Source organism: Actinomadura citrea (genome assembly GCF_013409045.1).
In the GTDB taxonomy this organism is placed as follows: domain Bacteria; phylum Actinomycetota; class Actinomycetes; order Streptosporangiales; family Streptosporangiaceae; genus Spirillospora; species Spirillospora citrea.
The window spans coordinates 1966178-1990104 of record NZ_JACCBT010000001.1; the positions used below are offsets into that span (position 1 = coordinate 1966178).

Genomic DNA, 23927 nt, shown 5'->3' on the forward strand with positions numbered 1-23927 from the left:
GATTCTGACAGCCGGTCTGGAGAAGGGTGCGCAGGGTGCCGTACGCAGAGATCGAGTACGAGGTTCGGGGCGGGATCGCCACGGTCACGCTCAACCGGCCGCAGAAGATGAACGCCTACACGTTCGTGATGCGCAACGAGATGCTCGACGTCTTCGACCGGATCGACGCCGACGACGACGTGCGCGCGGTCGTGGTGACCGGCGCGGGCCACGCGTTCTGCGCGGGCGCCGACCTGAGCGGCGGCGGCGACACCTTCGACAAGGACAGGTCCAAGGACATGTTCGCGGGGGAGGACGACGTCCTGGAGGACGGCACCCCGCGCGACGGCGGCGGGACGGTGGCGCTCCGCATCGCCCGCTGCCTCAAGCCCGTCATCGGCGCGTTCAACGGCGCGGCCGTCGGCGTGGGCGTGACCATGACCCTCCCGATGGACGTCCGGCTCGCCAGCGAGAAGGCCAGGTTCGGCTTCGTGTTCGCGCGGCGCGGGATCGTCACCGAGGCCGCGTCCAGCTGGTTCCTGCCGCGCCTGGTCGGCATCGCGCAGGCCATGGAGTGGGCCGCCACCGGCCGGATCTTCGACGCGCAGGAGGCCCTCGCCGGCCGCCTCGTCTCCCGCGTCCACGCGCCCGGCGAACTCCTCCCCGCCGCGTACGCGCTGGCGCGCGAGATCGCCGACAACACCTCCGCCGTCTCGGTCGCCGCGATCCGGCGCCTCATGTGGTCCGGCCTGTCCGCACCGTCCCCCTGGGACGCGCACATCGCCGACTCCCGCCTCATGGCCTCGCTCGGCGGCGCCGCCGACGCCGTCGAGGGCGTCTCGTCCTTCCTGGAGAAGCGCGACGCCGCCTTCCCGCTGCGCGTCAGCAAGGACCTGCCGCCCGAAGTCCCCGACTGGCCCGTCCGCTGAGGACGGCCCTCGCGAAGGGCCGGGAGACGTCCGGGACGCCCTCGCTCGATGGCCGCCTTCGGCCATCGAGGTGCCTGCCGCAGAGCCGTCGGCGGGGCGTCCGGGCGTGGCGACCCCGATGACGTGCGGGGGGAGCGGACTGTCGCGTGATGGAGGGGAATCCCCCGGTGCGTCCCAAGGACGATCTTGATTTTCCGGACCATCGGGAGGCGTGTTGCATCGGTTACGGAGGGTATTAAGCCGCCCGAGGTGACACGTTACGGGGGTGCCTGGTGCGGATCAGGAATTGTGCCGTCATCGTCGCCGGAATCCTGCTCGCGGCCGGATGCAGCCACGCGGAGCGGCACGCGCGGACCGCCGGGGAGCATGGCGCGATCAAGAGCAAGGCACCGGCGACGCGGCCACCGAGCCCGACGCCGCCCCCGCCCAGGAAGATCGACTGCGACCGGGTGAAGTGCGTCGCGCTGACGTTCGACGACGGCCCCGGCCCCTACACGGCGCGACTGCTCGACACGCTCAAGAAGCATGGCGCGCGCGCCACCTTCTTCATGCTCGGCGAGAACGTCGGCGCCCACCGCGACATCGTGCGCCGGATGGCCCTGGAGGGCCAGGAGGTCGCCAACCACAGCTGGTCGCACCCGAATCTGACCACCCTGTCGTCCGCCGAGGTGCGGTCTGAGATCCAGCGCACGCAGAAGGCCGTCAAGGACGCCTCCGGCGTCGCGCCCACGCTGGTCCGGCCGCCCTACGGGTCCACGAACAAGCGCGTCGAACACGCGATCGGGATGCCGCTGGTGCTCTGGAGCGTCGACACGCTCGACTGGCGCTACCGCGACGCCGCCCGCGACACGCGCGTCGGGGTCAAGGAGCCGAAGACCGGCGGCATCGTCCTGTTCCACGACATCCACAAGCCGAGCGTCGACTCCATCCCCAAGGTCGTGGACGGGCTGCGCGAACGCGGGTTCACGTTCGTGACCGTCTCGGAGCTGTTCACCGGACGGCGGCTCGTGCCGGGCGCGTCCTACAGCGAGCGGACGCCGCCGCCCACGCGGGTCACGGCGAGCCCGCCGCCGGCCGGATCGTCCGCCGGCCCGCCGGCCGCGAGCACGACCCCCACCGCCCCGGCGCCCAACACTCCGGTTCCCGGCGGGCCGGCTTCCGGAGGCCCTGCGCCCAGCGGTCCTGCGCCCAGCGGCCCGTCGCCCAGTGGCTTGGCGCCCGCTCCGCCCGTCCCGGCGAGTCCTCGCTAGTCGTCTTCGGGTTCCTCCCGGCGGGGGCGCCGCCGGGGCGGGGGCTGCGGCGGGACGACCTTCGCCGCGACCATGGTCCCCTCCGGGACCTCGACGAGCTCGCCGTTCCGGCGGCGCACCGCGAGCGTCCCGCCGGACCATGATTCGAGTACGCCCACGACGTCGCTGTACTCTCCCGTTGGCAGACGGCGGCGCAGCGAGATCCGCTGACCCACGTCCGCGCCACTGATGGCCACCACCAGGCGTGCGGCGAAGCGGCCGGACATGTAGGGACCCCCATGTCGAATGGACGGCGGCGGGGTGGCCATACTATTCACAGCGAGCTTGCGGTGAGCCGTGACGTGCGGCGGGGCCGGAAATCCGAGAGGAGTCACTGACGTGACCTACGTCATTGCGCAGCCCTGCGTGGACCTGCTCGACAAGGCATGCATCGAGGAGTGCCCGGTCGACTGCATCTACGAGGGCAAGCGCATGCTCTACATCCACCCGGACGAGTGCGTCGACTGCGGTGCGTGCGAGCCGGTTTGCCCGGTTGAGGCGATCTACTACGAGGACGACACGCCTGACCAGTGGAAGGATTTCTACAAGGCCAACGTGGAGTTCTTCGACGACCTCGGCTCGCCCGGCGGCGCGTCCAAGGTCGGGAAGATCGACAAGGACCACCCGATCGTCGCCGCGCTGCCCCCGCAGAGCCAGGACGACTGATCTAGGGCGGGTCCGGAGCGCTCCCATTGGCGCGTTCCGAGGGCCCGCCTGCGCCGGGAACCGGGCCGTGGTCGTGGACGACCGCGGCCCGGCGGTTTTCTCCAAGGAGGTATGGGCGTTGTTCACGCTGCCGGACTTTCCGTGGGATCGGCTCGCGCCGTACAAGGAGCGGGCGCTGGCGCACCCGGACGGCATCGTCGACCTCTCGGTCGGAACCCCCGTGGACCCGACGCCCGAGCCGATCCGGCGGGCCCTGGCCGACGCGTCCGACGCGCCCGGCTACCCGCAGACCTACGGGACGCCGGAGCTGCGCGAGGCGGTCGCCGGATGGCTGCGGCGCCGCGCGGGCGTGACGGGCGCCGACCCGGACGCGGTGCTCCCCGTCATCGGCACCAAGGAGCTCGTCGCCTGGCTGCCGACGCTGCTCGGCGCCGGCCCCGGCGACAAGGTCGTCTTCCCCGCGCTGGCCTACCCGACCTACGACGTGGGCGCCCGGCTCGCCGGGGCCGACCCCGTCGCGACGGACGGCCTGCTGTCCCTCGGCCCGGTCGCCCCGAAGATCGTGTGGGTGAACTCGCCGTCCAACCCGACCGGCAAGGTGCTGCCCGCCGAGCACCTGCGCAAGGTCGTGGCGTGGGCGCGCGGGCGCGGCGCGGTCGTCGTCAGCGACGAGTGCTACCTGGAGTTCGGCTGGGACGAGCGGAACCCGCCGATCTCGATCCTGCACCCGGACGTCTGCGACGGCTCCCACGAGGGGCTGCTCGCGCTGAACTCGCTGTCCAAGCGGTCCAGCATGGCGGGCTACCGCGCCGGGTTCGTCACCGGAGACCTCGCGCTGGTGAAGCGGCTGCTGGAGGTCCGCAAGCACGCCGGGATGATCGTCCCGGCTCCGGTGCAGGCCGCGATGACCGTGGCCTACGGCGACGACGCCCACGTCGACGAGCAGCGGGCCCGGTACGCGCGGCGCCGCGCCGCCCTGCGCGAGGCGTTCGAGAGGCACGGCTTCCGCATCGAGCACTCCGAGGCGTCCCTGTACCTGTGGGCCACGCGGGACGAGCCCTGCTGGGACACCGTCGCCCACCTGGCGTCCCTCGGCGTCCTGGTCGGCCCCGGCGAGTTCTACGGCCCGGGCGGCGCCCGCCACGTCCGCATCGCCTTCACCGCCACCGACGCCCGCGTGGCCGCCGCCACCACCCGTCTCTGACCCGCCCCGGCGCGCGTGCCCGCCCGGTTCTGGTCCGGGCGTCGGGCGGAATCCGGTGTTGTCGGACGAAACCGCATCTTCCTTCGATACGTCTGATCGCGGTATGGGCTTGAAAGGCCACAGTCGGTAGGATCCGCAGGTCTGTCCCCCTAGAACGGACGAAACGATGGAGGTGCCGTGGGCAAAGCGGCGATAGTGGTCCTGCTGGCACTGATCCTGATCGCCTTGGTCGTGCTCATCGTCGTCCTGCTGCGGCGCCGTTCGGGCGCGCCGGCGCCCGCGCCCGCCCCGGCCGTCCCGCGCGACCCGTTCGCCGCCGAGGACCAGGTGGCCGGCGACCCGCGCGCCCTCAAGGCCGGCGACATGGTGGAGTACCTCGGCACCCGCTACTTCGTCCGCGGCTCGCTGCGGTTGAAGGAGGGCGGCTTCACCTGGAGCGAGCACCTCCTGGACGCCGACACGATCGAGGGCACCAAGGTGTGGATCTCCGTCGAGGAGGATCCCGACCTCGAAGTGGTCTGGTGGACCGAGTACGAGATCGGCGACCTGCGGCCCGGGGAGAAGAGCGTCGTCGTGGACGGCGTCGAGTACCGGCGCGACGAGCACGGCACCGCCGACTACACCAGCGAGGGCACGACGGGCGTCGGCGTGCAGGGCCGCGTCGAGTACGTCGACTACGAGGGCCCGCGCGGCAGGTACCTGTCGTTCGAGCAGTACGGCGGCGGCCAGTGGGAGGCGGGTCTCGGCGAGCGCGTCCCGACGGGATCGATGACGATCTACCCGGGCGGTAGCTGATCTTGCAGGCCACCCTCGACACCCCCTACGAGGACGCCCGCGCCGACGGGCTGTCGTTCGCGCTCGGCCTGCCGCCGATGGACGCCCTGGCCGTCCTGCCGGTGGAGCGCGCGGGCCTGACCGTGGAGCTGCGCCTGCTCGGCGCGTCCCACCAGGTCATCGCCGGGCCGCTGAGCGAGACGGTGGCGTGCCTGCCCGGACGCGCCGAGCCGCTGCCGGGCCACGCGACGACGAGCGTGCCCGGCTGGGCGTACGACTTCGCCGCGACGACCGCGGCGCACAGCGACGAGACGGCGTTCGCCCGCGCCGTCGAGGCCGTGTGCGCCCGGCTCGCGGACCGCGGTGACGCGCTGACCGGGGCGTTCCCCGGTTCCCCGCATGCCGTCACCGTCCTTGCCTTGGAGGACACGGCGGGGCAGGAGGGCGCGCTCGGATGGCGCACCTGGCACGCCTACCCGCAGACCCGGGAGATCGTGATGACGCGGAGCCGGCTGGTGAGACCCTCATGAACAGCAGATACCGGGTGGCGGGCGCGGTGGTCGCCGCCGCCCTGACCGCCACGGCGCTCGGCGGCTGCGGGAAGTCGCAGTCGTCCTGGATCGCCGGCAAGTACACCAGGATCGGGGCGGACACCTACCGGTCGCCGAAGGCCCCCCAGACGGTCGCCTCGGAGATCGGCCGCAAGTTCAAGCCGATCGACCGGGTGGACGACATGGTCACCATGGGCGCCAACGGCGGCATCTTCATGCGCTACCCGAAGCTCGTCGTGGGCGTCCTGCCGAACGGGACGGGCAGCCGGATCACGGTCGACAACCCGCGCAGCGGCTACAGCCGCCACTACTCGCACGTGAGCGGGCGCTGGAGCAGCCCGGGCAGCAACGGATGGACGAGGAGCGGCGCCGCGTCGTTCCGCGGCGGCGGACCAGGGTCGGGCAAATGACGGGGCCGGGCAGATGAGGAGCGACACATGAACGACGACATCCTTCACGAGATCGGGGCCACCTTCGCCTACGGCGCGGTCGGCATCGCCCTGATGGCGCTCGGCTACCTGGTCGTGGAGGTGACGACGCCCGGCAAGCTCGGCAGGCAGATCTGGACCGAGGGCAACCGGGGCGCCGCGCTCCTGCTGGCCGCCAAGCTCCTCGGCATCGCCGCGATCGTCACCACCGCGATCGTGACCAGCGACAGCGACCTGACCGACGGCCTGGTCGACACCGCCGTGTTCGGCGGGATCGGCATCGTGCTGATGATCGTCGCGTTCTTCCTGCTGGACGTGCTCACCCCCGGCAAGCTCGGCGCGACGCTCGTGGACACGGGCGGGACGGGCGCCGCGATCCACCCGGCGGGCTGGGTCGTCGCCGCCGCCGACCTCGGGGTCGCCGCGATCGTGGCCGGGGCGGTCTCCTGACGTCCCGCGACCTGGACCAGGCCGTCCGGCCGTCCGGCGATCCCTCCCCGGAGCCGTCCCGTCCCGAAGGGGACGGCCCGGGGAGGTTGCGCGTCCCGGCGCGGGCGGCGCGCGCGCTGGTCCTCGCCGCCGTGTTCGCGTGCGCGGCGTGCGGCCTGGTGTACGAGCTGGCCCTCGTCGCGCTCGGCAGCTACCTCGTCGGGAACTCCGTCACGCAGGCGTCGATCGTCCTGTCGGTGATGGTGTTCGCGATGGGCGTCGGCTCGCTGGCCGCCAAGCCGCTGCAGGGCCGCGCCGTGGTGGCGTTCGCCGTCGTGGAGGGCGTGCTCGCCCTGATCGGCGGCGTGTCCGTCCTCCTGCTGTACGCGGCGTTCGCGTGGCTCGACCTGTACGTCCCGGCGCTGGTCGTGGTGGCGTTCGCGGTCGGGGCGCTGATCGGCGCGGAGATCCCGCTGCTCATGACGCTGCTCCAGCGGATCCGCAGGCAGGACGCCGGGTCGGCGGTGGCCGACCTGTTCGCGGCCGACTATGTGGGCGCGCTGATCGGCGGGCTGGCGTTCCCGTTCCTGCTGCTGCCCACGTTCGGCCACATCAAGGGCGCGCTGCTCGTCGGCGTCGTGAACGCCGTCGCCGGGATGGCGGTCGTGATGTGGCTGTTCCGCCGCGAGGTCGGCCGCGTCGCCCGGATCGCGCTCGCCCTCGGCATGGTCTCCGTCCTCGCCGTCCTCGGCGCGACGTACACGCTCGCCGACGGGTTCGAGGTGTCGGCGCGGCAGGCGCTGTACGACGCCCCGATCGCGGTCTCGAAGCGCACGAGGTACCAGGAGATCGTCATCACGCGGCAGGCCGGGCTCGGCCCCTCGGACCTGCGGCTGTTCCTGAACGGCGACCTCCAGTTCTCCTCGGTGGACGAGTACCGGTACCACGAGTCGCTCGTCCACCCGCTGATGTCGGGCCCGCACGGGCGGGTGCTGGTCCTCGGCGGCGGGGACGGCCTGGCGCTGCGCGAGGTGCTGCGCTACAAGGACGTCCAGAGCGCGACACTGGTCGAGCTGGACCCCGAGATGATCCACCTGGCCCGGACGTACGAGCCGCTGGAGTCGCTCAACCGCCGCTCGTTCGAGGACCCGCGCGCCCAGATCGTCAACGCGGACGCGTTCTCCTGGCTGCGCGGCCTGGACCGGCAGTTCGACGCGGTCGTCGTCGACATGCCCGACCCCGACGACGTGTCCACCGCCAAGCTGTACTCGGTCGAGTTCTACGGGATGGTGAAGCGGGCCCTGGCGCCGGGCGGGCGGATGGTCGTGCAGTCAGGGTCGCCCTACTTCGCACCCAAGTCGTTCTGGAGCATCCAGAAGTCCGTCGCCGCCGCCGGTCTCGCGACCACCCCGTACCACGTGGACGTGCCGAGCTTCGGCGACTGGGGGTTCGTCCTGGCATCCCCGGGAACGCGGCCGCCCGCGTTGGAGCTGCCGCGCGACGTTCCGGACCTGCGCTTCCTCGACGGGGCGGTGCTCCAGGCGGCGGCGGTCTTCCCCAAGGACCGCCGGAGTCGCGACGTGGACGTCAACACCCTCGTCCACCCGCGCTTGGTCGAGTACGAGGGCCAGGAGTGGAAGAACTCCTGACCGGGGGCCGGGGACGCTAGTCGGGGACCGACCGGCGGAGCGCCTTGTCGACGGCCCGCTGGAACGAGGTGACCAGTGACTGGATCATCAGGGGCTTGAGCTTCCCGGCCATCTCCATGAGCCGCTCGCGCTCCTGCGGCGCGCGACCGCCCGCCCGGTAGGGGCGGACGACGGTGTCCTGGAAGACCTGCTGGAGCTCGGCCGCCAGCGCGGTCGTGTGCCGGTCCACCGCCCGGTACGAGGCGATCAGCGTGTCCAGCGGCAGCGGGAGCGCCGCCAGCTCGGCGCTGACGCCGAGCAGCGCGGGGCTGACGACCCGCACCTCGCCCGCCGGGCCGCCGGAGATCGGCTCGACGACCCCGAGGGCCTCCAGCCGCCTGATCGTCTCGTCGTCGAGGTGGCGCCCGGCCCGGCGGTCCAGCTCGTGCCGGTCGAGGTCCTCCGGACGTTCCGGCGCCCAGGGGGACAGCAGGGCCCGCTGGAGGGCGAGGTCCTCGGCCGGCGCGTCCAGCGGGATCCGCTCGAGGTGCTTCTCGATCGAGGCGAGCGTGAGCCCGAGCGACTGGAGCTCCCGGACGAGTTCGAGCCGTGCGAGGTGGTCGGCGCCGTAGAGGCCCGTCCGGCCGCGCAGCCTCGGCGGAGGCAGCAGACCGCGCCCGGCGTAGAACCGCACGGTGCGGACGGTGACCCCGGCGCGCGAGGCCAGCTCGTCCACGGTCAGTTCCCTGCCGCTCTCCTGCACGCCGCCTTCTTCTGCGCCGTCTTCCTCCACGCCGCCTCCCTGTATGTGACAGCGCCAGTGTTACATTAATCGTGTATCAGCAGACACTTACCTGCCGGCGCACGCTGGGTGCCGGCACGCACGACCTGTCAACACGCACGACCGTCAACACGCACGACGTTGGGAGACCGGCCGATGGGACGCGACATCTACACCGAGGAGCACGAGGCCTTCCGCGACATGGTGCGCTCCTTCATCGCCAAGGAGGTCGCGCCCCACCACGAGCAGTGGGAGAAGGACGGGATCGTCTCGCGCGAGGTCTGGTTGGCGGCGGGGCGCGCGGGCCTGCTCGGCATCGACATGCCGGAGGAGTTCGGGGGCGGCGGCGACCCCGACTACCGCTACTACGTGATCCTCAACGAGGAGCTGGCGAAGGCCGGCGTGCACGGGCCCGGCTTCGCCGTCCACAACGACATCAACGGCGGCTACCTGCGGCAGCTGTGCGGCCCGGAGCAGCAGCGGCGCTGGTTCCCCGGCTACTGCTCCGGTGAGATCATCACCGCGATCGCGATGACCGAGCCCGCCGCGGGGTCCGACCTGCAGGGCATCAGGACGACGGCGGTGAAGGACGGCGAGCACTACGTCCTGAACGGGTCGAAGACGTTCATCTCCAACGGCATCCTCGCCGACCTGGTCATCGTCGTCGCCAAGACCGACCCGTCCGCCGGGGCCAAGGGCGTCAGCCTCCTCGCCGTCGAGCGCGGCATGGAGGGCTTCGAACGCGGTCGCAACCTCGACAAGGTCGGCATGCACGCCCAGGACACCGCCGAACTGTTCTTCGACAACGTCCGCGTCCCGAAGGAGAACCTCCTCGGCGAGGAGGGCATGGGCTTCATCTACCTCATGCAGAACCTCGCCCGCGAGCGGCTGTCCATCGGCGCCACCGCGCAGGCCGCCGCCGAGAGCGCCTTCGAGCAGACCCTGGAGTACTGCAAGACCCGCGAGGCGTTCGGCCGTCCCATCGGCAAGTTCCAGCACAACCGGTTCACGCTCGCCGAGATGAAGACCGAGCTGACCGTCACGCGGTCCTTCACCGACGAGTGCATCGTCAAGGAGAGCCGGGGGGAGCTGACCCCCGACGAGGCGGCGATGCTCAAGTGGTGGAGCACCGAGCTGCTCAAGCGGGTCGTGGACCGCTGCGTCCAGCTCTACGGCGGCTACGGCTACATGACCGAGTACCCGATCGCCAAGGCCTACCAGGACGTCCGCATCCAGACGATCTTCGGTGGCACCACCGAGATCATGAAGGAGATCATCGGCCGCGGCCTCGGAGTCTGACGCGCCCGCGCTCACCATGCCGAAACCTCCCGGCTGCCACGTTGGGGGCCGTGAACACACGCGAGGAAACGGTCGTACGGCTTGAGGCCGTGCGCAAGGCATTCGGCGACGTCGCCGCGCTGGACGGGGTGAGCCTCGGGATCCGGCGCGGCGAGTCCGTCGCGGTGATGGGGCCGTCCGGCAGCGGGAAGTCGACGCTGCTCAACATGGTCGCGGGCCTGGACCGCCCCACGTCCGGCTCCGTGGCGGTGGGCGGCGACGACCTCACCGGGATGGGCGAGGCGGCCCTGGCCCGCTTCCGGCGCCGCCGGGTCGGGATGATCTTCCAGTTCTTCAACCTGCTGGACGACCTGCCCGTACTGGAGAACGTGGCGCTGGCCGCCCGGCTGGCGGGCGTCCCGGCGCGCAAGGCGCGGGCCCGGGCGCTGGAGCTGCTGGACGAGCTCGGCATCGCCGACCGCCGCGGTGCCTACCCGGCGGTGCTGAGCGGCGGCGAGCGCCAGCGCGTCGGCGTGGCGCGGGCACTGGTCAACGGTCCGGCGCTGCTGCTGGCGGACGAGCCGACCGGCGCGCTCGACAGCGCGACCGGCGAGCAGGTCAGCGGCCTGCTGCTCGACCTCAACCGCAAGGGCCAGACGCTGCTGCTGGTCACCCACGACCAGGGCCTGGCCGACCGGTGCGCGTCCCGCCTGGTCGAGTTCAGGGACGGCCGGATCGTCCGGGAGTCCGCGCGGGAGAGGGACGAGTCGTGGGCAGCCCGGTGAGCGCGGTCTGGGCGGCGTCGCGGGCCGGGGTGCGGCGGCGCCGGGTGCAGTCGGTCAGCATCGCCGTGGTCGTGGCGCTGGCCACGGCGACGCTCGTGTTCGGGCTCGGCCTGCTGGCCGCGTCCGGATCCCTCTTCGACGACGCCTTCGCGCGGGCGCGCGGCGCGCACGCGACGGTCTCCTTCGACGCCGCGCGGGTGAGCGCCGACCGGCTCGCCGCCACCGCCCACGCGTCCGGCGTCACCGCCGCCGCGGGCCCGTTCCGGACGGCGGTGCTGCCGCGAGGACCGGGCCCGGCGGGGCCTGGCGGCGACGGACTCCTGGTGGCGGGACGGGCCGACCCCGGCGGTCCCGTCGACAGGCTCACCCTCACGCAGGGCCGGTGGGTGCGCGGCCCCGGTGAGATCGTGCTCCGCTTCCGGCCCGGCGGACCCTTCCGGCTGGGCGGCAGGCTGACGCCTCCCGGCCTGCCCGAACTCACCATCGTCGGCTTCGCCAACTCCGCGACGGACGGTCTCATGGGCTGGGTGACGCCCGCCCAGGTCGCCGCGCTGCGGCCGGACGGCCTGCAGATGCTCTACCGGTTCGACCGCGCGGACGGCGTGTCCGAGGTCCGGCAGAGCGTGGCGACCGCGACCGCGGGGGTGCCGGCGCGCGGCTACGAGTCCCACGTCGCCGCCCGGCGGTCGTTCGAGGAGAAGTTCGACCAGCTGATCCCGTTCGTCACCGTCTTCGGGGCGCTCGCCATGGCGGTGGCGGTGTTCATCATCGCCAACGTGGTCAGCGGCGCGGTGGTCTCCGGGTTCCGGCACATCGGCGTGATGAAGGCGCTCGGTTTCACCCCGGCGCAGGTCACCGCCGTCTACGTCGTGATGGTCACCGTTCCGGCGCTGCTCGGCTGCGCGGTCGGCCTGGTGGCGGGGCACCTGCTCGCCGGGCGGACCGCGGCGGGCGTGGCGGAGGGATTCGACCTGCCGTCGGCCGGGGGAGGGGCGCCCACGCTCGACCTGGCCGGGGGCGCCGGGGTCCTCGCCCTCGTGGGGCTGGCCGCGGTCCTCCCGGCGCTGCGGGCCGGACGTCTCCCGGCGGTGCAGGCGATCAGCGCCGGGACCGTGTCGCGCCGCGGCCGTGGGCGCCGCCTCCAGCGGTGGCTGCTGCGCACCCGGCTGCCCGTCCCGGCCGGGCTGGGCCTCGGGCTGCCCGCCGCCCGTCCCGCCAGGACGGCGCTCACCCTCGCGGGGCTGTGCCTCGGTGTGACCGCGGTGACCATGGGCCTCGGCATGCAGCAGACGGTCATGAAGATCCTGACGGCGGACACCGAAGGGCACACCTCCGTCACCGTGGGGCTCGACCCGAGGGCCTCCGGCGGCATGACCGAGGATCAGCTGGCCGCGCTTCTGCGGGCCCAGCCGGGCACCGCCCACGTGATGTCGTCCTCCCCGGCGACCGTGCGGATCCCCGGGCTCACGTCCGGCCTCACGGCCGAGACCTACAGCGGCGACTACCGCCCGTTCCTCGGTGACAGCCTCGTCCGCGGGCGCTGGTTCTCGGGGCCGGGCGAGGCGGTGCCGACCGAGGCCTTCCTGCGGCTCCACGACCTGGACGTGGGCGACACCCTGTCCCTCCAGACATCCGGGGCGCGGGTCACCGTCCGGATCGTGGGCGCGTTCGCGCACCCCGACACCGACCGGCTGATGCTCGACACCGCGAGCCTGCCTCCCTCGGCCTCGGCCTCGGAGGCGAAGGAGCCCCACCCCCACCCCTTCTCGGTGATCCTCACCCCGGGGACCGACCCGGCCGACTACGCCCGCCGTGTCCTGGCCGCGGCGCCGTCCTCCGGGCTGATCGCCGAGCCGGTCGAGCCCGACCTCGGCAACGGCGCCGTCTTCGACGGACTGTTCCTGCTGTTCTCACTGATCATCTGCGGGGCGGCGGCGCTCGGCGTCCTCAACAGCGTGCTGCTGAGCGCGCGGGAGCGCAGCCGGGACCTCGGCGTGCTCAAGGCCGTCGGGACGACCCCGCGGCAGGTCGTCGCGATGATGGTGATCTCGATGGCCGCGCTCGGCATCGTCGGCGGCGCGCTCGGGGCGCCGCTCGGGGTGCTCGCCCACCACGGCGTGGTGGTGCTCACCGGCGAGATGCTCGGCAGCGGGATGGCGACCTCCTGGATCCACGTCTACACGTGGACGCTGCTGCTGCCTCCGGCGTGCGCGGGGCTGGTCGTCGCCGTCCTCGGCGCCTGGCCGCCCGCCGTCCGGGCCGCCGCCATCCGCACCGCCGCCGTGCTGCGCAGCGAGTGACGGATCACGTGAGGGCCACGATGACCGACAGCCCGCCGTCCGGGTTCGCCGTGGCCCTCACGTGGCCGCCGTGGGCGCGCGCGATCGCGGCCACGATGGACAGGCCGAGCCCCGCCCCCTGCGACGACCCGGTCCGGTCGGCGTGCAGCCTGCGGAACGGCTCGAACAGCTCGTCCACCTTCTCGGCCGGGACGCGCGGCCCGGTGTTGCGGACGACCAGCGCCTCCTCCGACAGCCCCACGCTGACGTCCCCGCCGGGACGGTTGTGCCGGATCGCGTTCTGCACCAGGTTGGCGACCATCCGGGTGAGCAGCACCTCGTCCCCCGCGACGGTGACCGGCCGCGTGTCGGCGGCGACGCTGATCCGGCCGCGCCCGGCGTCCGCGGCGTTGTCCTCGACGACCTGGCCGACCACCGCTTCGAGGTCCACCGGCGCGCGGGCGTCGAGCCCGCGCTCCCCCTGCGCGAGGACGAGCAGCCCCTCGATCAGCCGCTCGGACCGCCGGGTGTTGCGCAGCATCTCCTCCCGCACCTCGGCGAGCCGCTCCGGCGAGGGGTCAGCGAGGCCGACCTCGACGGCGGTGCGCTGGATGGCCAGGGGCGTGCGCAGCTCGTGGGACGCGTTGGCGACGAAGCGGCGCTGGCTGTCCACCGCCTTCTCCAGCCGGTCGATCATGGCGTCGAAGGTGTCGGCCAGCTCCCGGAGCTCGTCCTGCGGGCCGTCCAGCGCGATGCGCTCGTCCAGGGTGGACAGCGACAGCCGGCGCGCGGTCGCCGTGATGCGGTGCAGCGGCCGCAGCAGCCGCCCGGTCAGCCACCAGCACACGGCGAAGGCCAGCACCACGATCACCACGATCGCGACCAGCATGACGAGCCGCTGCGACCCGACCAGGCTCTCCTGGAACTGCTCCCGGCCGACGCCCTCCTTGGGCCCTTCGCGGGGCCCGGGATCCGCGAACTCGATCGGGCGCTGCGGCGGGCACGGCACGCCGTGACCCTGACCGCACGGAACCACGTCGAACCGGGACTTCATCGGGACGTCCTGCACGCGGTCGTTGACGATCCTCCTCTGGATCCACAGGACGGCGCCGAGCACGCTCAGCGTGATCACGGCGAACAGGCCCCCGTACAGCAGCGTCATCCGGGCCCGCACCGTCATCGGCCTCACAGCCGGTACCCGCTTCCCGGGACGGTGACGATGACGGGCGGCTCGCCGAGCTTGGCCCGCAGCTTGCTCACGGTCACCTTGACGACGGTGGTGAACGGGTCGGTGTTCTCGTCCCACGCCCGCTCCAGCAGCTCCTCGGCGCTCACCACGCCGCCCCGCGCCTGCATCAGCACCTCCAGCACGGCGTACTCCTTGGGGGACAGGGCCAGCAGGCGTCCGTCCCGGGACGCCTCCCGCCGCGCCGTGTCCAGCGTGACGCCGCGGCGCCCCAGCACCGGCGGCAGCGGCGGCGCGTTCCGCCGCGCCAGCGCGCGGATCCGCGCCACCAGCTCGTCGAACGCGAACGGCTTGGCCAGGTAGTCGTCGGCCCCGAGGTTCAGCCCGTCCACCCGCTCGTGCACCGCGCCCGACGCGGTCAGCATCAGGATGCGCACCGCCTCCTCGCGCTGCGCCAGCTCACGGCAGATCTCGTCGCCGTGCACCAGGGGAAGGTCCCGGTCCAGGACGAGGACGTCGTACTCGTTGACCGCGAGCCGCTCCAGCGCGCCCGCCCCGTCGTAGGCGACGTCCACCGCCATCGTCCGCTTCCGCAGCCCCTCCGCCACCAGATCGGCCAGAAACCGCTCGTCCTCGGCCACGAGTATCCGCATCCTGCCATTCCCGCAGAATCGCGATAAGGCGATGGTTAACGCCGCGCCTAGCGTGCGGGGACCAGGCACAGGGTGGTCGTGCCCTTCTCCTTGCGCGCGGGCAGCACAAGGATCTTGTTGCTGCTGGCGCAGGCCGTCTCCCACTCGTAGCGGTAGGTGACGAGGTAGCCCTTCGCTCCCGGCGGCGGTACCGAGCAGGGATGCGTTCGCCACCCGCCGAGCCCGTCGAGGTCCAGACCGTCCGGGTGGACGCATTCGTCGGCCATGGCGTCGTACGCGGTGCCGCCGTAGGCCCCGATGTAGCCGATCCCCAGAAGCAGCGGGATCGCGAGCACCGAGGCAGCGGTCAGGGCCAGGCCCCGGCGGCCCACGACGAAGTGGAGCCACCGCCGTTTCCCGGGCTCGTCACGGTCCAGCCGCCGGGTCGCCGTGGCCTCCCGCCGGGGAGCCGGCGCCGGGCCGATCAGCTGCAGGGCCTCGGCGGCGGTGGGACGCGTCCCGGGGTCCTTGTCGAGCAGCCGGACGATCAGCCGCGCGAGCGCCCCGGCGTGCCTCGGCGGCGGCGGGTCGTCCCGCAGCAGCGCCGTGACCGTCTCGGCCGGGGTGTCGCGGCGGAACGGCGACACGCCCTCCACGCACCGGTAGAGGGTCACGCCGAGGGAGAACAGGTCACCGGCCGTGCCGTTGTTCCTGCCGCGCAGCCGCTCGGGCGCGAGGTAGGCCATCGAGCCGATGAGCGCGCCGGACGCCGTCATCGCCGTGTCCGCATGGTGCACCGCGATTCCGAAGTCGGTGAGCAGGACCTCCCCGCCCCGGGTCAGCATCACGTTCGCCGGCTTGATGTCGCGGTGCACGACCCCGGCCCTGTGCGCCGCGTCCAGGGCTCTCAGCAGCGCCGCCGCGATCCCGGCGGCCTCGCCGGCGGGGACGCGCCCGTCCTTGTCGAGCCGGTCCTGGAGGGACTGCCCGTCGATGAGGCGCATGACGATCCACGGCACGCCGTCCTCGATCACCACGTCGTGCACGGGGACGATGCCGGGATGGTCCCGCAGCCGGGCGGCGTTGCGCGCCTCCCGCTTCGCCCGGGTCAGGAACTCCGCGCGCTCCTCCTCGGACGCGGTCGGCTGCAGCCGCACCTCCTTGACGGCGACGTCCACGCCGAGCGTCTCGTCATGGGCCCGCCACACCCGTCCGAACCCGCCCGACCCCAGTACCTCGACGAGCCGGTAACGACCGCCGATCCGCTCCCGGTGCGCCTCCTGGGCCACGCGCCCTCCGCTATTCGACACGGTCCCGAAGGAGCAGATTATCCCTGACGAGATCGCCCGGCGGCGTCCGGAGGTTCGGGTGCGGCGACCCCCAGCGCGGCCGCCAGTTCCAGGACGCGGCCCGGGGTCGTGCACCGCTTCTCCAGGACGCCCAGGCCGAGCCGTCCGCCATGGGCCTGGAACAGCACGGACGCGGCCGGGTGCCGTCGCATCTCGTCCGCGGTCAGCGCCCCCGCGGCCCGGCACGCCGCGTCGACCAGAGCGGGAATCAGTGCCCGCACCCCCGCGGCCCACTCCTCAACCGCCCGAAGCCATTCCCGCGAGGCCGCGTCGGACGTGCCGGAGAACCGAGCGATCTTCTCGCTCAGCTCCTCCCAAGCGAAGTCACCCCAAGGCTTGGTCTTCAGTACCGGCAACTGCCATCGGCGCTTGGCCACCGACCAGTGGTCGGCGTGCGCCTCCACCGAGTGGACCGTGAAGCCCGGAACGCACAGCGCGGTCAGGTTCCAGCCGTGGCAGGCGCCGGTGTCGAGCCCGAAGACCCTGCCGTCCCGGATCAGCGGCTCCCGCCCGGCGACGTGGTGACCGAACACGACCGGCTTGCCGTCGGTGTAGCGGTCGTGCCAGTGGCCGTCCGGGAAAAGCGTGGCGAGCCGCCGTTCGCCGCTGGTCGCCCCGCAGAGGATCTCCTCCCGCTGGCCGGCGAGCGGAACGCCGGGAACCAGCGCGGCATGGACGACCCGCACATGCTCGTCCTCGAAGAAGTACGGAAGCGTCCGCATCCAAGCGACCGCCTCCGCGTAGCCGTCCCCCATCTGCAGTCGCGTGATCTCCTGCGCATAGGAGAAGATCCCCCGCACGTGCTTGCGCTCGTGGTTTCCCATGACCACGACCGAGTTCGGACGCCCGCGGAAGAAGCCGACGACCTCACCGGGCGCCGGCCCCCGGTCGACCAGATCGCCCACGCTGACCAGAAGGTCGTCCGGCCGAAGTCCGACCTTCTCCAGCAGCTCGATCAGCTCGTCGAAGCAGCCGTGAACGTCGCCCACGATGACAGTGCGTCCCACCCGCGGGAGCCTAGGCAGGCGCGCATTTCACCCGCAAAGCAATATCTGGCCCGGCCAAGGGCCGCGGGGGGGGGCAGCACCTCGCCCCATCGCCGCTTCGAGGCCACCCGCGCGCGTGTTCCGCGCGTCAGATGCCGGCCGCCGAGATCACCGGGTCTTGAGATCAAGGTTGCCGTGAGCCTCGGCCGACAGCTCCTGTCCGTCGTCCCAGACCTTGAGCCGGTCGGCGTAGGCCTTCTGGATCATCGGGTAGAAGCCCTGGCCGAACAGGACCCGCAGGGGCGGGTCGTCGGAGTCGACGATCTTGAGGAGGGTCTGGGCGGCGGCAGCCGGGTCGCCGGTCGGCTGTTTCCCGGTGACCTCGGCGAGGCGTCGGCGGAGGGCGCCGTAAGCCGGATCGGGGTCGGCCATGTGGCCGTTGTCGAGGGGGTCGGGGTTCTTGCCGGCCCGGGTGGCGAACCCGCCGGGCTCGATCACGGTCACCTTGATTCCGAAGCCGGCGACTTCCTGGGCGAGGGCTTCGTTCAGGCCCTCCAGCGCCCACTTGGAGGCGTGGTAGGCGCCGCCGAGCGGCATCGCGATGAGACCGGCGGCCGACGACAGCTGGACGATGTGCCCGAACCCCTGCTCTCGCAGGTAGGGCAGTGCGGCCTGCACGACCCACACCGCGCCGAACAGGTTGGTCTCCATCTGGTCGCGCAGCTCCCGCTCGGTCAGCTCCTCGATCGCACCGACCTGGGCGTAACCGGCGTTGTTCACGATGACGTCGAGACGGCCGAAGTGCTCGGCGGCCCGCCGCACGCCCTCGAAGGCGGCACCCCTGTCCGTCACGTCCAACGCGAGCGGGAGCACCGCCTCGCCGTAGGCGGCGACCAGCTCATCCAGGCTTGCGGTGTTCCGAGCGGTCGCGGCCACCTTGTCGCCGCGCGACAGAGCGGCCTCGACGAAACTGCGGCCCAGGCCACGCGACGAACCGGTGATGAACCAGACCTTGCTCATGATGTCGTTCCCATCCTTCGATGTCGGGCTGTCACACACCAGACACCGACGATCCGACCCCCGTGACAGGCGGTTTTATGTCCTGCGTCACAGGGGTCGGCGCGGCATGGGCGATGCTCAGCCCTGCGCCACGAGCTGCTGGACGCTCCAGCCGTTCCCGTCCGGGTCCTGGAAGTAGACGAACCGGCCCCAGGGGAACTCCTGCACCTCGCTGACCTCGACACCCCGTCCGGCGAGCTCCGCCCGGGCGGCATCGGCGTCCGAGACGACCAGTTGCAGCCCCTGCGCGGACCCGGGCGCCGTGTCGACGAGCCCCTTGCCGATGGCGATCGAGCACGCCGATCCGGGCGGCGTCAGCTGCACGAACCGGATCTCCTCGCTCACCCGGTGGTCATGGTCGAGATCGAACCCGGCCTTCTCGGTATAGAACGCTTTGGCACGGTCCACGTCCGAGACGGGCACCGCGACCAGCTCAAGCTTGAAGTCCATGCCGCCGTTATATCGTGCCCGCGCCCCATCAGCCGGTATAGAGCTGGCGCGTGCAGGCGCCTTCTTCGACGGTCTCGATGCTCCGGACGTTCGCGGAGTCGAAGCGCAGCTCCCATCGCTTCGTCCCCTCCAGGATGACCGTGTCCGGACCGACGAACCGGGCGGACTCCACCGACGCACCGGATTCGGAGTTGAAGCAGCCGAGATAGGCACGGCGGCTGAACGGTCCGTTCGTCGTCTGCACGTACGCCCCCTGCACCGGGTCGATGATGTTGCTGGTGTCGTGCACGACCACCTCGAACCGCCCGTCGGGGGAGGCGGCCACGACCCGCTGGTCACCGTCCCGGAAGGCGAGGACCAGCAGGCCGCCCCCGGCGGCGACCAGCGCCGCCAGGCACAGGCCGACCGCCGCCAGTGCCGACGCCAGGCGCGCCAGACCGCGTCCCGCGACCGCGAGCCGCCCGCACGTCGCGCACAGCGCGCCGAGCCCGGCGGCCCCGACGAACGTCCAGAGCCATGTTCGGTCCCCGAGCCCGATCCAGCGGAACGGATTCGCCACCGCCAGCCCGGCCACGGCGACCAGAAGTCCGCCTGCGACGCCCAGCCACGCCGTTCGGTTCCTCCACACCAGTGCACCACCAGGAATCGTCCATCGCAGGGCCGACAAGACCTGATTCGACGCTCCCGGGCCGAAGGCGGTTTCGCGCCGCCGTTCACCACCCGACGGCGGGTCAGGTGCCCGGGCCGGTCCAGGTTCTGGGATTCTTTTCGGCGTAGTGGCCGTTCGGGGTGTTGGACGCGCCGACGTAGAGGCGCTCGTAGTGCCTGAAGGGCGGGCCGGGGTGTCCTGCCCGCATTCCGGACACCCTGAAGGGTTCGCCGCCGTCGTCCACCGTCACGGAACTCTGCGACTTCCCGTCCAGGACGGCGACCGACAGCTTGAACTCGCAGTACTTCCGCTTGGTGACGGCCGCGATCTGGAAGCTCTGCTGCTCCTTCCGCTTCAGTTCGACGGTCTTGTCGTCGAAGTACCGGGCCCCCAGTCTCCCCCTGTCCTCGACCCGGGCGTTGCGGACCGAGCCGTCCAGGTCGAAGCCGAGCCGCGCGACCGCCTGCGGCCCCTGCGACGGGGCCGCGATGATCGCTCCCGAGAGAGGGGCGGAGCAGGTGAGGTCCGTCAGCCGGAGGTCGGTGATCCGCACGCTGTTCGCCCGCGTGCCCGCGAGGACGACCTTGATGACGGCCCGCTCCGGATCGACGCCGCCCCGCGTCCGCGCCCACCGGTGGTATTCCGGCTCGCCCCACGGCAGGGACGACAGCCGCGCCAGGTCGGCGGACGTGAAGCGCACGGGGTCCGCGAAGACGTAGCCGCCGCTGTCCCTGACCGCGTACGAGACCGACATGACCTCGACGGGCGCGCCGGACGTCCGGTCGCGAACCCAGCCGACGAGGGTGTTGGACGCCCCGGTGGCCTGCGCGGTCCCGACCGCGATCGCGATGACGCCCGCGGCTCCCAGAAGCTTCGCGAGCGGCCCCGGCGAGCTCTTCGCGGCGTGGGGGCGCCTGGTCGGAGCGGCGGTGCGCCGGGTCCGGCGGCCGTGAGCCATGTCTGCTCTCCCTCCAAGGGGCCGCTACGCCCGTCTCCGGGTTCGGCGGACGGCGATCAGCAGCAGGACCGCTCCGCCCCGGCGAACTGCGGCGCGCCGGTCTCGTACCGCTTGAAACCGTCGACGGTCACCCTGATCCCGGGGACGGCGGATGCGGCGAGCGTCGCGGAAAGGAGAGTGGGCCGACGACACGAGACGCCTGACCGACCCCATGCACTACCCCGAACCTCGACCGACCGTTCTGACAGTGCGCGAGTCAAGGCTAACGGCGCCGTGCACACCGGCCACGCACTGTGACCGCTAATGGACAGGTCGGAGTGCAGGAGGTGGCGTCTAAGGGGTCCAGACCATCGTCTGCTGGTGCATCCGCCGGCCGCCGTATCTGAAGCCGGGGACGAGAGGAGTCGGGCCGTGCTCGACGAAACCCATGCGCTGGAAGAACCGCACGGCACGGGTGTTCTCGACCAGGGTCTGCAAGAAGCATCCGGGCGAGCCGGTCTCCTTGAGCCGGTCGAACCAACGGTTCATCAGCGCGTCGGCGGCACCCGTTCCCCGGGCCTCCGGCGTCAGGTTGATGTGCAGGTGCGCCGGCCGCCGGGCGTCGTGGAACTCCCGCGCGGTGGGTTCCCGCCGGAGCGCCACCGACGCCGCGTCAAGTGCCGCGCGCGCGAAGAAGGGGGCGGTCCTTGGCCGGAAGACCAGTCGGTACTTCCGGATGGCCCGGCCGACGCGTTCGCTCTCACTGGGGAACTTCGCACTGTCGAGGCACCCCGTCAGGTAACCGACCAGGGCTCCGTCGAGCACGGCGACGAAGAGCGAGTCCGGTGCCAGATCCATGTACGGGTTCAGGTAGATGGCCGCTTCGGAGTCCTCGTGACCCCACTGGGCGGCGCTCGGGGACGCTTCGCCCGCGCGCCGGAACAGCCCGCGCAGCTCCGCGCGGTCGGTCTCCGCAAAGGAGCGCACCTTGATCATGCTCACCCCATTCCGGCATCTACCGGTCATACATGCACCCTCTCGTACTAACACGACTTTAGGGGCGAGTCACCGCGTCGGCGACAGTACCGGTTGCTTCGGGCTCCGCTGGACGGTTCACGCGTCGGCGCAGGCGAAGCAGATGCGGGTGGCCGGCCGCGCGGCCAGGCGCTCCGCCCCGACCGGGCCGCCGCAGCGTTCGCAGACGCCGTAGGTGCCGTCGCGGAGCCGGCCCAGCGCGTCATCGATGTCGGCCAGATGCGCGCGGGACCGGCTCAGGGACGCCTCGATCCGGGCGCGCTCGAAGGCGATGGTGGCGCCCTCCGGATCGTGCTCGTCGTCCACCCCCGTCTGCGCCGACGCCTCGACGACACCCTCCCAGTCGCCGGTCAGCGACGCCATGAGCTTCAACGTGCCGGCACGATCCGCGATCAGCCGTTCCTCAGCGGTGGTCATCACAGCTTCAACGCCCCCCGCGCCACACTCCATTCCGGTGCGTTCAGATCTACCCGGTCGCGAGCGCCGGGCGTGGCGGAGCGCGTGCGGGCGGCCTGCAAGATCAACCAAAGTCGTGTGGAACGTTCGGCGCTCCAGGCGCCTCCCCTATCTATGACAGACGGATTTCTCAGGGGAGGCGTACATGGGATCACCTCGGCGGATGCCTCGGGTGGACGGCGTCGAGCACCGGTTCGTGGAGGCGCGAGGGATACGCTTCCACGTCGCCGAAGCGGGGGAGGGGCCACCGTTGCTTCTGGTGCACGGCTTCCCGCAGCACTGGTACGCGTGGCGGCATCTGGTTCCCCTGCTCGCCGACCGGTACCGCCTGGTGATGCCCGACATGCGCGGGGCGGGCTGGTCGGACGCGCCCTACCGGGGGTACGGCACCCGGGCCCGGGCCGCCGACCTGCTCGCTCTCATGGACGCCCTCGCGCTCGACCGGGCGGGCCTGGTCGGGCATGAGTGGGGCGCCTGGGCCGGTTTCCGGGCCTGTCTGGACGCGCCCGACCGGTTCACCCGGCTCCTCGCCCTCAACATCGTCCACCCCTGGCCCGACCAGGGCGCCACCCGCCGTAACGCCTGGCGCATGTGGCACACCGCGCTATGGGAGTATCCCCTGCTCGGCGGCGCGATCCTCCGGCACTGGCCAGGGTTCACGCGGTTCCACCTGCGCCGGGGCGTCGCCGATCCCTCCTGCTGGCGCGCGGGGGAGATGGAGGAGTTCGTGGAATCGGTGCGCTCGCGGGCTCGCGCCCACGCGGGGCGCGCCCTGCACTGGCAGTACGTGCTGCGTGACATCCCCGCCCTCGCCACCGGCCGGTTCCGCCGCGAGCGCCTCGCCGTGCCCGCGACGGTCCTGCTCGGCGCCGATGACTTCGCGTTCGTGCCGGAGATGCTGGCGGGCGGGGCCCGCCATGCCGACGAGCTCGACTCCCGAACCGTCCCCGGCGGGCACTACCTTGCTGACGAACGACCCGAACTGGTCGCCGCGACCATCCGGGAGCTCTTCCCCACCACAGGGGCCACCGTTCAGCACAGGCCGCTTCCACGGAGCCGGCCCGACCGCGCGCCGGCCCCGGCGCAGGCGCGCACATGACCAGGCGGGAGCACGCTGGGTGACGGCCGATCCCGAGCACATCGCCACGCTGGTCCGGGGCGCCCAGCGCGGCGACAGCATGGCCATGCAGGAACTGCTCGACCTGCTGGCCCCCTACGTCGGCAGGCTCTGCGGGCCCATCGCCCTGCAGGACGGCCCGGACGCCGCGCAGGAGACGCTGATCGCCGTGTTCCGCGGGATCTCCCGTCTGCGCGAGCCCGCCGCCCTGTTCGGCTGGGTCCGCGCCATCGCGATCCGCGAAGCCGTCCGGACCGCGCGACGGGCCGGGGCGCCCGCACAGCCGCTGGACCTCGACTCCGTCCCCCGGCCGGACGATCCGCACCTGGCCGCCGAGGTCGGCGATCTCCTCGACCGGCTCTCACCCGAGCACCGCGCCGTCCTGGTCCTGCGCGACGTGGAGCGCCTGGACGAGCGAACCGTGAGCGAACTGCTCCACATCTCCACGGGCACGGTGAAGTCGCGTCTCCACCGAGCACGCAAGAGCTTCCGGAAGGGATGGCAAGGATGAACGAGCCCCGTTGGCCCGCGGCCGATCTCGACCCGGTCCGGCGCCTGCGCATCATGGCCGGCTCCATCCCCGGTGCCGCCTACGCCGAGGGGGTGTTCGCCCGTTCCGTGGACGAGGTGTGGGCGGTCGCGGGTGACCTGGAGACCGAGTTGCCCATGCTGCTCGCCGACGTCCGGACGATGCGCATCGCTCATGCCGAGGGCGAGCACCTGGAGGCGATCGCCGTCGGCCGCCTGGGACAACGCGCCAGGTTCGATATCGTCCTCCGCCCGGGATGGTGCTGGATGCAGAGCAGATTCCTCCACGGGGGCATGGCCGCCGCGCCCGAGGACGAGGGCACCCGCGTCGCCTTCGTCGGAGCCCTCCGCATCCCCGGCATGCGCCTGGTCGACCCCCTGCTCCGCAAGCTGCCCTTGGGCAACGGCGTCCTCCGCCGCCTCGAAACCCGCCTCCAGGCCCGCGCCCCCGGCTAGAACCGCCGCCGCCTCGAACCCGACCTGTGAGTCCGTGGTCCGGACGGCGACGGTGGCACCAGGTGGTGGCGCCCCTGGGGGGAGCGT

General features: G+C 72.3%; 27 protein-coding genes. 15 read left to right on the forward strand and 12 right to left on the reverse strand.

Annotated elements, in window-relative coordinates:
- The first annotated feature begins 35 nt into the window (after positions 1-35).
- Entirely contained in the window at positions 36-908 is an 873-nt protein-coding gene (locus BJ999_RS09225) for a crotonase/enoyl-CoA hydratase family protein (protein WP_179832908.1), read from the forward strand.
- A 272-nt stretch (positions 909-1180) separates the two neighbouring features.
- Complete coding sequence (locus BJ999_RS09230; RefSeq protein WP_229810435.1) at positions 1181-2158, forward strand: polysaccharide deacetylase family protein; 978 nt, start codon at positions 1181-1183, stop codon at positions 2156-2158.
- Here BJ999_RS09230 and BJ999_RS09235 read toward each other — a convergent pair.
- A complete protein-coding gene (locus BJ999_RS09235) occupies positions 2155-2424 on the reverse strand; it encodes a putative acetyltransferase (RefSeq protein WP_179832909.1) in 270 nt (89 codons plus the stop codon). The genes BJ999_RS09230 and BJ999_RS09235 overlap by 4 nt on opposite strands.
- A gap of 112 nt (positions 2425-2536) precedes the next feature.
- Between BJ999_RS09235 and fdxA the strand changes: the two genes are divergently transcribed.
- From fdxA to BJ999_RS09270, 7 genes are all read left to right on the forward strand, one after another.
- Positions 2537-2863 (forward strand): ferredoxin, encoded by a 327-nt coding sequence (fdxA, locus tag BJ999_RS09240; RefSeq protein ID WP_067890974.1) that lies wholly within the window; start codon positions 2537-2539, stop codon positions 2861-2863.
- A 118-nt stretch (positions 2864-2981) separates the two neighbouring features.
- Complete coding sequence (gene dapC / locus BJ999_RS09245) at positions 2982-4067, forward strand: succinyldiaminopimelate transaminase (RefSeq protein ID WP_179838421.1); 1086 nt, start codon at positions 2982-2984, stop codon at positions 4065-4067.
- A gap of 177 nt (positions 4068-4244) precedes the next feature.
- A complete protein-coding gene (locus BJ999_RS09250) occupies positions 4245-4862 on the forward strand; it encodes a DUF4178 domain-containing protein (protein WP_179832910.1) in 618 nt (205 codons plus the stop codon).
- Between the two features lie 2 nt (positions 4863-4864).
- Positions 4865-5371: a DUF2617 family protein gene (locus tag BJ999_RS09255; protein ID WP_179832911.1), complete on the forward strand. Its 507-nt coding sequence runs from the start codon at positions 4865-4867 to the stop codon at positions 5369-5371.
- A complete protein-coding gene (locus BJ999_RS09260; RefSeq protein ID WP_179832912.1) occupies positions 5368-5802 on the forward strand; it encodes a DUF4247 domain-containing protein in 435 nt (144 codons plus the stop codon). The genes BJ999_RS09255 and BJ999_RS09260 overlap by 4 nt, the downstream gene beginning before the upstream one ends.
- 27 nt (positions 5803-5829) lie before the next feature.
- Complete coding sequence (locus tag BJ999_RS09265) at positions 5830-6270, forward strand: DUF350 domain-containing protein (protein ID WP_179832913.1); 441 nt, start codon at positions 5830-5832, stop codon at positions 6268-6270.
- An 86-nt stretch (positions 6271-6356) separates the two neighbouring features.
- Complete coding sequence (locus BJ999_RS09270) at positions 6357-7898, forward strand: polyamine aminopropyltransferase (protein WP_179832914.1); 1542 nt, start codon at positions 6357-6359, stop codon at positions 7896-7898.
- A 16-nt stretch (positions 7899-7914) separates the two neighbouring features.
- Here BJ999_RS09270 and BJ999_RS09275 read toward each other — a convergent pair whose 3' ends face one another.
- The gene (locus BJ999_RS09275) at positions 7915-8670 is read right to left on the reverse strand and encodes a MerR family transcriptional regulator (protein WP_229810434.1); all 756 of its coding nucleotides are present in this window, start codon (positions 8668-8670) and stop codon (positions 7915-7917) included.
- A gap of 144 nt (positions 8671-8814) precedes the next feature.
- Here BJ999_RS09275 and BJ999_RS09280 point away from each other — a divergent pair, with 144 nt between their 5' ends.
- The 3 genes from BJ999_RS09280 to BJ999_RS41890 are packed head-to-tail and all read left to right on the forward strand — an operon-like array spanning position 8815 to position 13021.
- A complete protein-coding gene (locus BJ999_RS09280) occupies positions 8815-9957 on the forward strand; it encodes an acyl-CoA dehydrogenase family protein (protein ID WP_179832915.1) in 1143 nt (380 codons plus the stop codon).
- Between the two features lie 50 nt (positions 9958-10007).
- Complete coding sequence (locus BJ999_RS09285; protein WP_179832916.1) at positions 10008-10721, forward strand: ABC transporter ATP-binding protein; 714 nt, start codon at positions 10008-10010, stop codon at positions 10719-10721.
- Positions 10706-13021, forward strand: a complete 2316-nt coding sequence (locus tag BJ999_RS41890) for an FtsX-like permease family protein (RefSeq protein WP_179832917.1) — start codon at positions 10706-10708, stop codon at positions 13019-13021. Before BJ999_RS09285 ends, BJ999_RS41890 begins: the two co-directional genes overlap by 16 nt.
- Positions 13022-13025: 4 nt before the next feature.
- Here BJ999_RS41890 and BJ999_RS09295 read toward each other — a convergent pair whose 3' ends face one another.
- The 10 genes from BJ999_RS09295 to BJ999_RS09340 all read right to left on the reverse strand — a co-directional run bounded on the left by BJ999_RS09295 (position 13026) and on the right by BJ999_RS09340 (position 21700).
- On the reverse strand, positions 13026-14180 hold the full coding sequence (locus tag BJ999_RS09295) for a sensor histidine kinase (protein WP_179832918.1): 1155 nt from the start codon (positions 14178-14180) through the stop codon (positions 13026-13028).
- Positions 14181-14185: 5 nt separating this feature from the next.
- On the reverse strand, positions 14186-14839 hold the full coding sequence (locus BJ999_RS09300; protein WP_179832919.1) for a response regulator transcription factor: 654 nt from the start codon (positions 14837-14839) through the stop codon (positions 14186-14188).
- A gap of 47 nt (positions 14840-14886) precedes the next feature.
- Positions 14887-16107 carry a serine/threonine-protein kinase gene (locus BJ999_RS09305; RefSeq protein WP_179832920.1) on the reverse strand — a complete coding sequence of 407 codons (1221 nt, stop codon included), beginning with the start codon at positions 16105-16107 and terminating at the stop codon, positions 14887-14889.
- Positions 16108-16145: 38 nt separating this feature from the next.
- Positions 16146-17174: a metallophosphoesterase family protein gene (locus BJ999_RS09310; RefSeq protein ID WP_179832921.1), complete on the reverse strand. Its 1029-nt coding sequence runs from the start codon at positions 17172-17174 to the stop codon at positions 16146-16148.
- 147 nt (positions 17175-17321) lie between these two features.
- A complete protein-coding gene (locus BJ999_RS09315; protein ID WP_179832922.1) occupies positions 17322-18173 on the reverse strand; it encodes an SDR family NAD(P)-dependent oxidoreductase in 852 nt (283 codons plus the stop codon).
- A 117-nt stretch (positions 18174-18290) separates the two neighbouring features.
- Positions 18291-18662, reverse strand: a complete 372-nt coding sequence (locus BJ999_RS09320; RefSeq protein WP_179832923.1) for a glyoxalase superfamily protein — start codon at positions 18660-18662, stop codon at positions 18291-18293.
- 28 nt (positions 18663-18690) lie between these two features.
- Positions 18691-19290: a hypothetical protein gene (locus BJ999_RS09325; RefSeq protein ID WP_179832924.1), complete on the reverse strand. Its 600-nt coding sequence runs from the start codon at positions 19288-19290 to the stop codon at positions 18691-18693.
- A gap of 103 nt (positions 19291-19393) precedes the next feature.
- Positions 19394-20269, reverse strand: coding sequence for a hypothetical protein (locus BJ999_RS09330; RefSeq protein ID WP_179832925.1), 876 nt, complete (start codon positions 20267-20269; stop codon positions 19394-19396).
- A 333-nt stretch (positions 20270-20602) separates the two neighbouring features.
- A complete protein-coding gene (locus BJ999_RS09335) occupies positions 20603-21244 on the reverse strand; it encodes a GNAT family N-acetyltransferase (RefSeq protein ID WP_179832926.1) in 642 nt (213 codons plus the stop codon).
- A 117-nt stretch (positions 21245-21361) separates the two neighbouring features.
- Entirely contained in the window at positions 21362-21700 is a 339-nt protein-coding gene (locus BJ999_RS09340) for a TraR/DksA family transcriptional regulator (RefSeq protein WP_179832927.1), read from the reverse strand.
- 184 nt (positions 21701-21884) lie between these two features.
- Here BJ999_RS09340 and BJ999_RS09345 point away from each other — a divergent pair, with 184 nt between their 5' ends.
- Genes BJ999_RS09345 through BJ999_RS09355 form a run of 3 tightly spaced genes read left to right on the forward strand, consistent with a single transcriptional unit; the run spans position 21885 to position 23840 of the window.
- Positions 21885-22838: an alpha/beta fold hydrolase gene (locus BJ999_RS09345; protein WP_189269948.1), complete on the forward strand. Its 954-nt coding sequence runs from the start codon at positions 21885-21887 to the stop codon at positions 22836-22838.
- 19 nt (positions 22839-22857) lie between these two features.
- Positions 22858-23367, forward strand: a complete 510-nt coding sequence (locus tag BJ999_RS09350; RefSeq protein WP_218934998.1) for an RNA polymerase sigma factor — start codon at positions 22858-22860, stop codon at positions 23365-23367.
- A complete protein-coding gene (locus tag BJ999_RS09355) occupies positions 23364-23840 on the forward strand; it encodes a hypothetical protein (RefSeq protein WP_179832929.1) in 477 nt (158 codons plus the stop codon). Before BJ999_RS09350 ends, BJ999_RS09355 begins: the two co-directional genes overlap by 4 nt.
- Positions 23841-23927 lie beyond the last annotated feature (87 nt).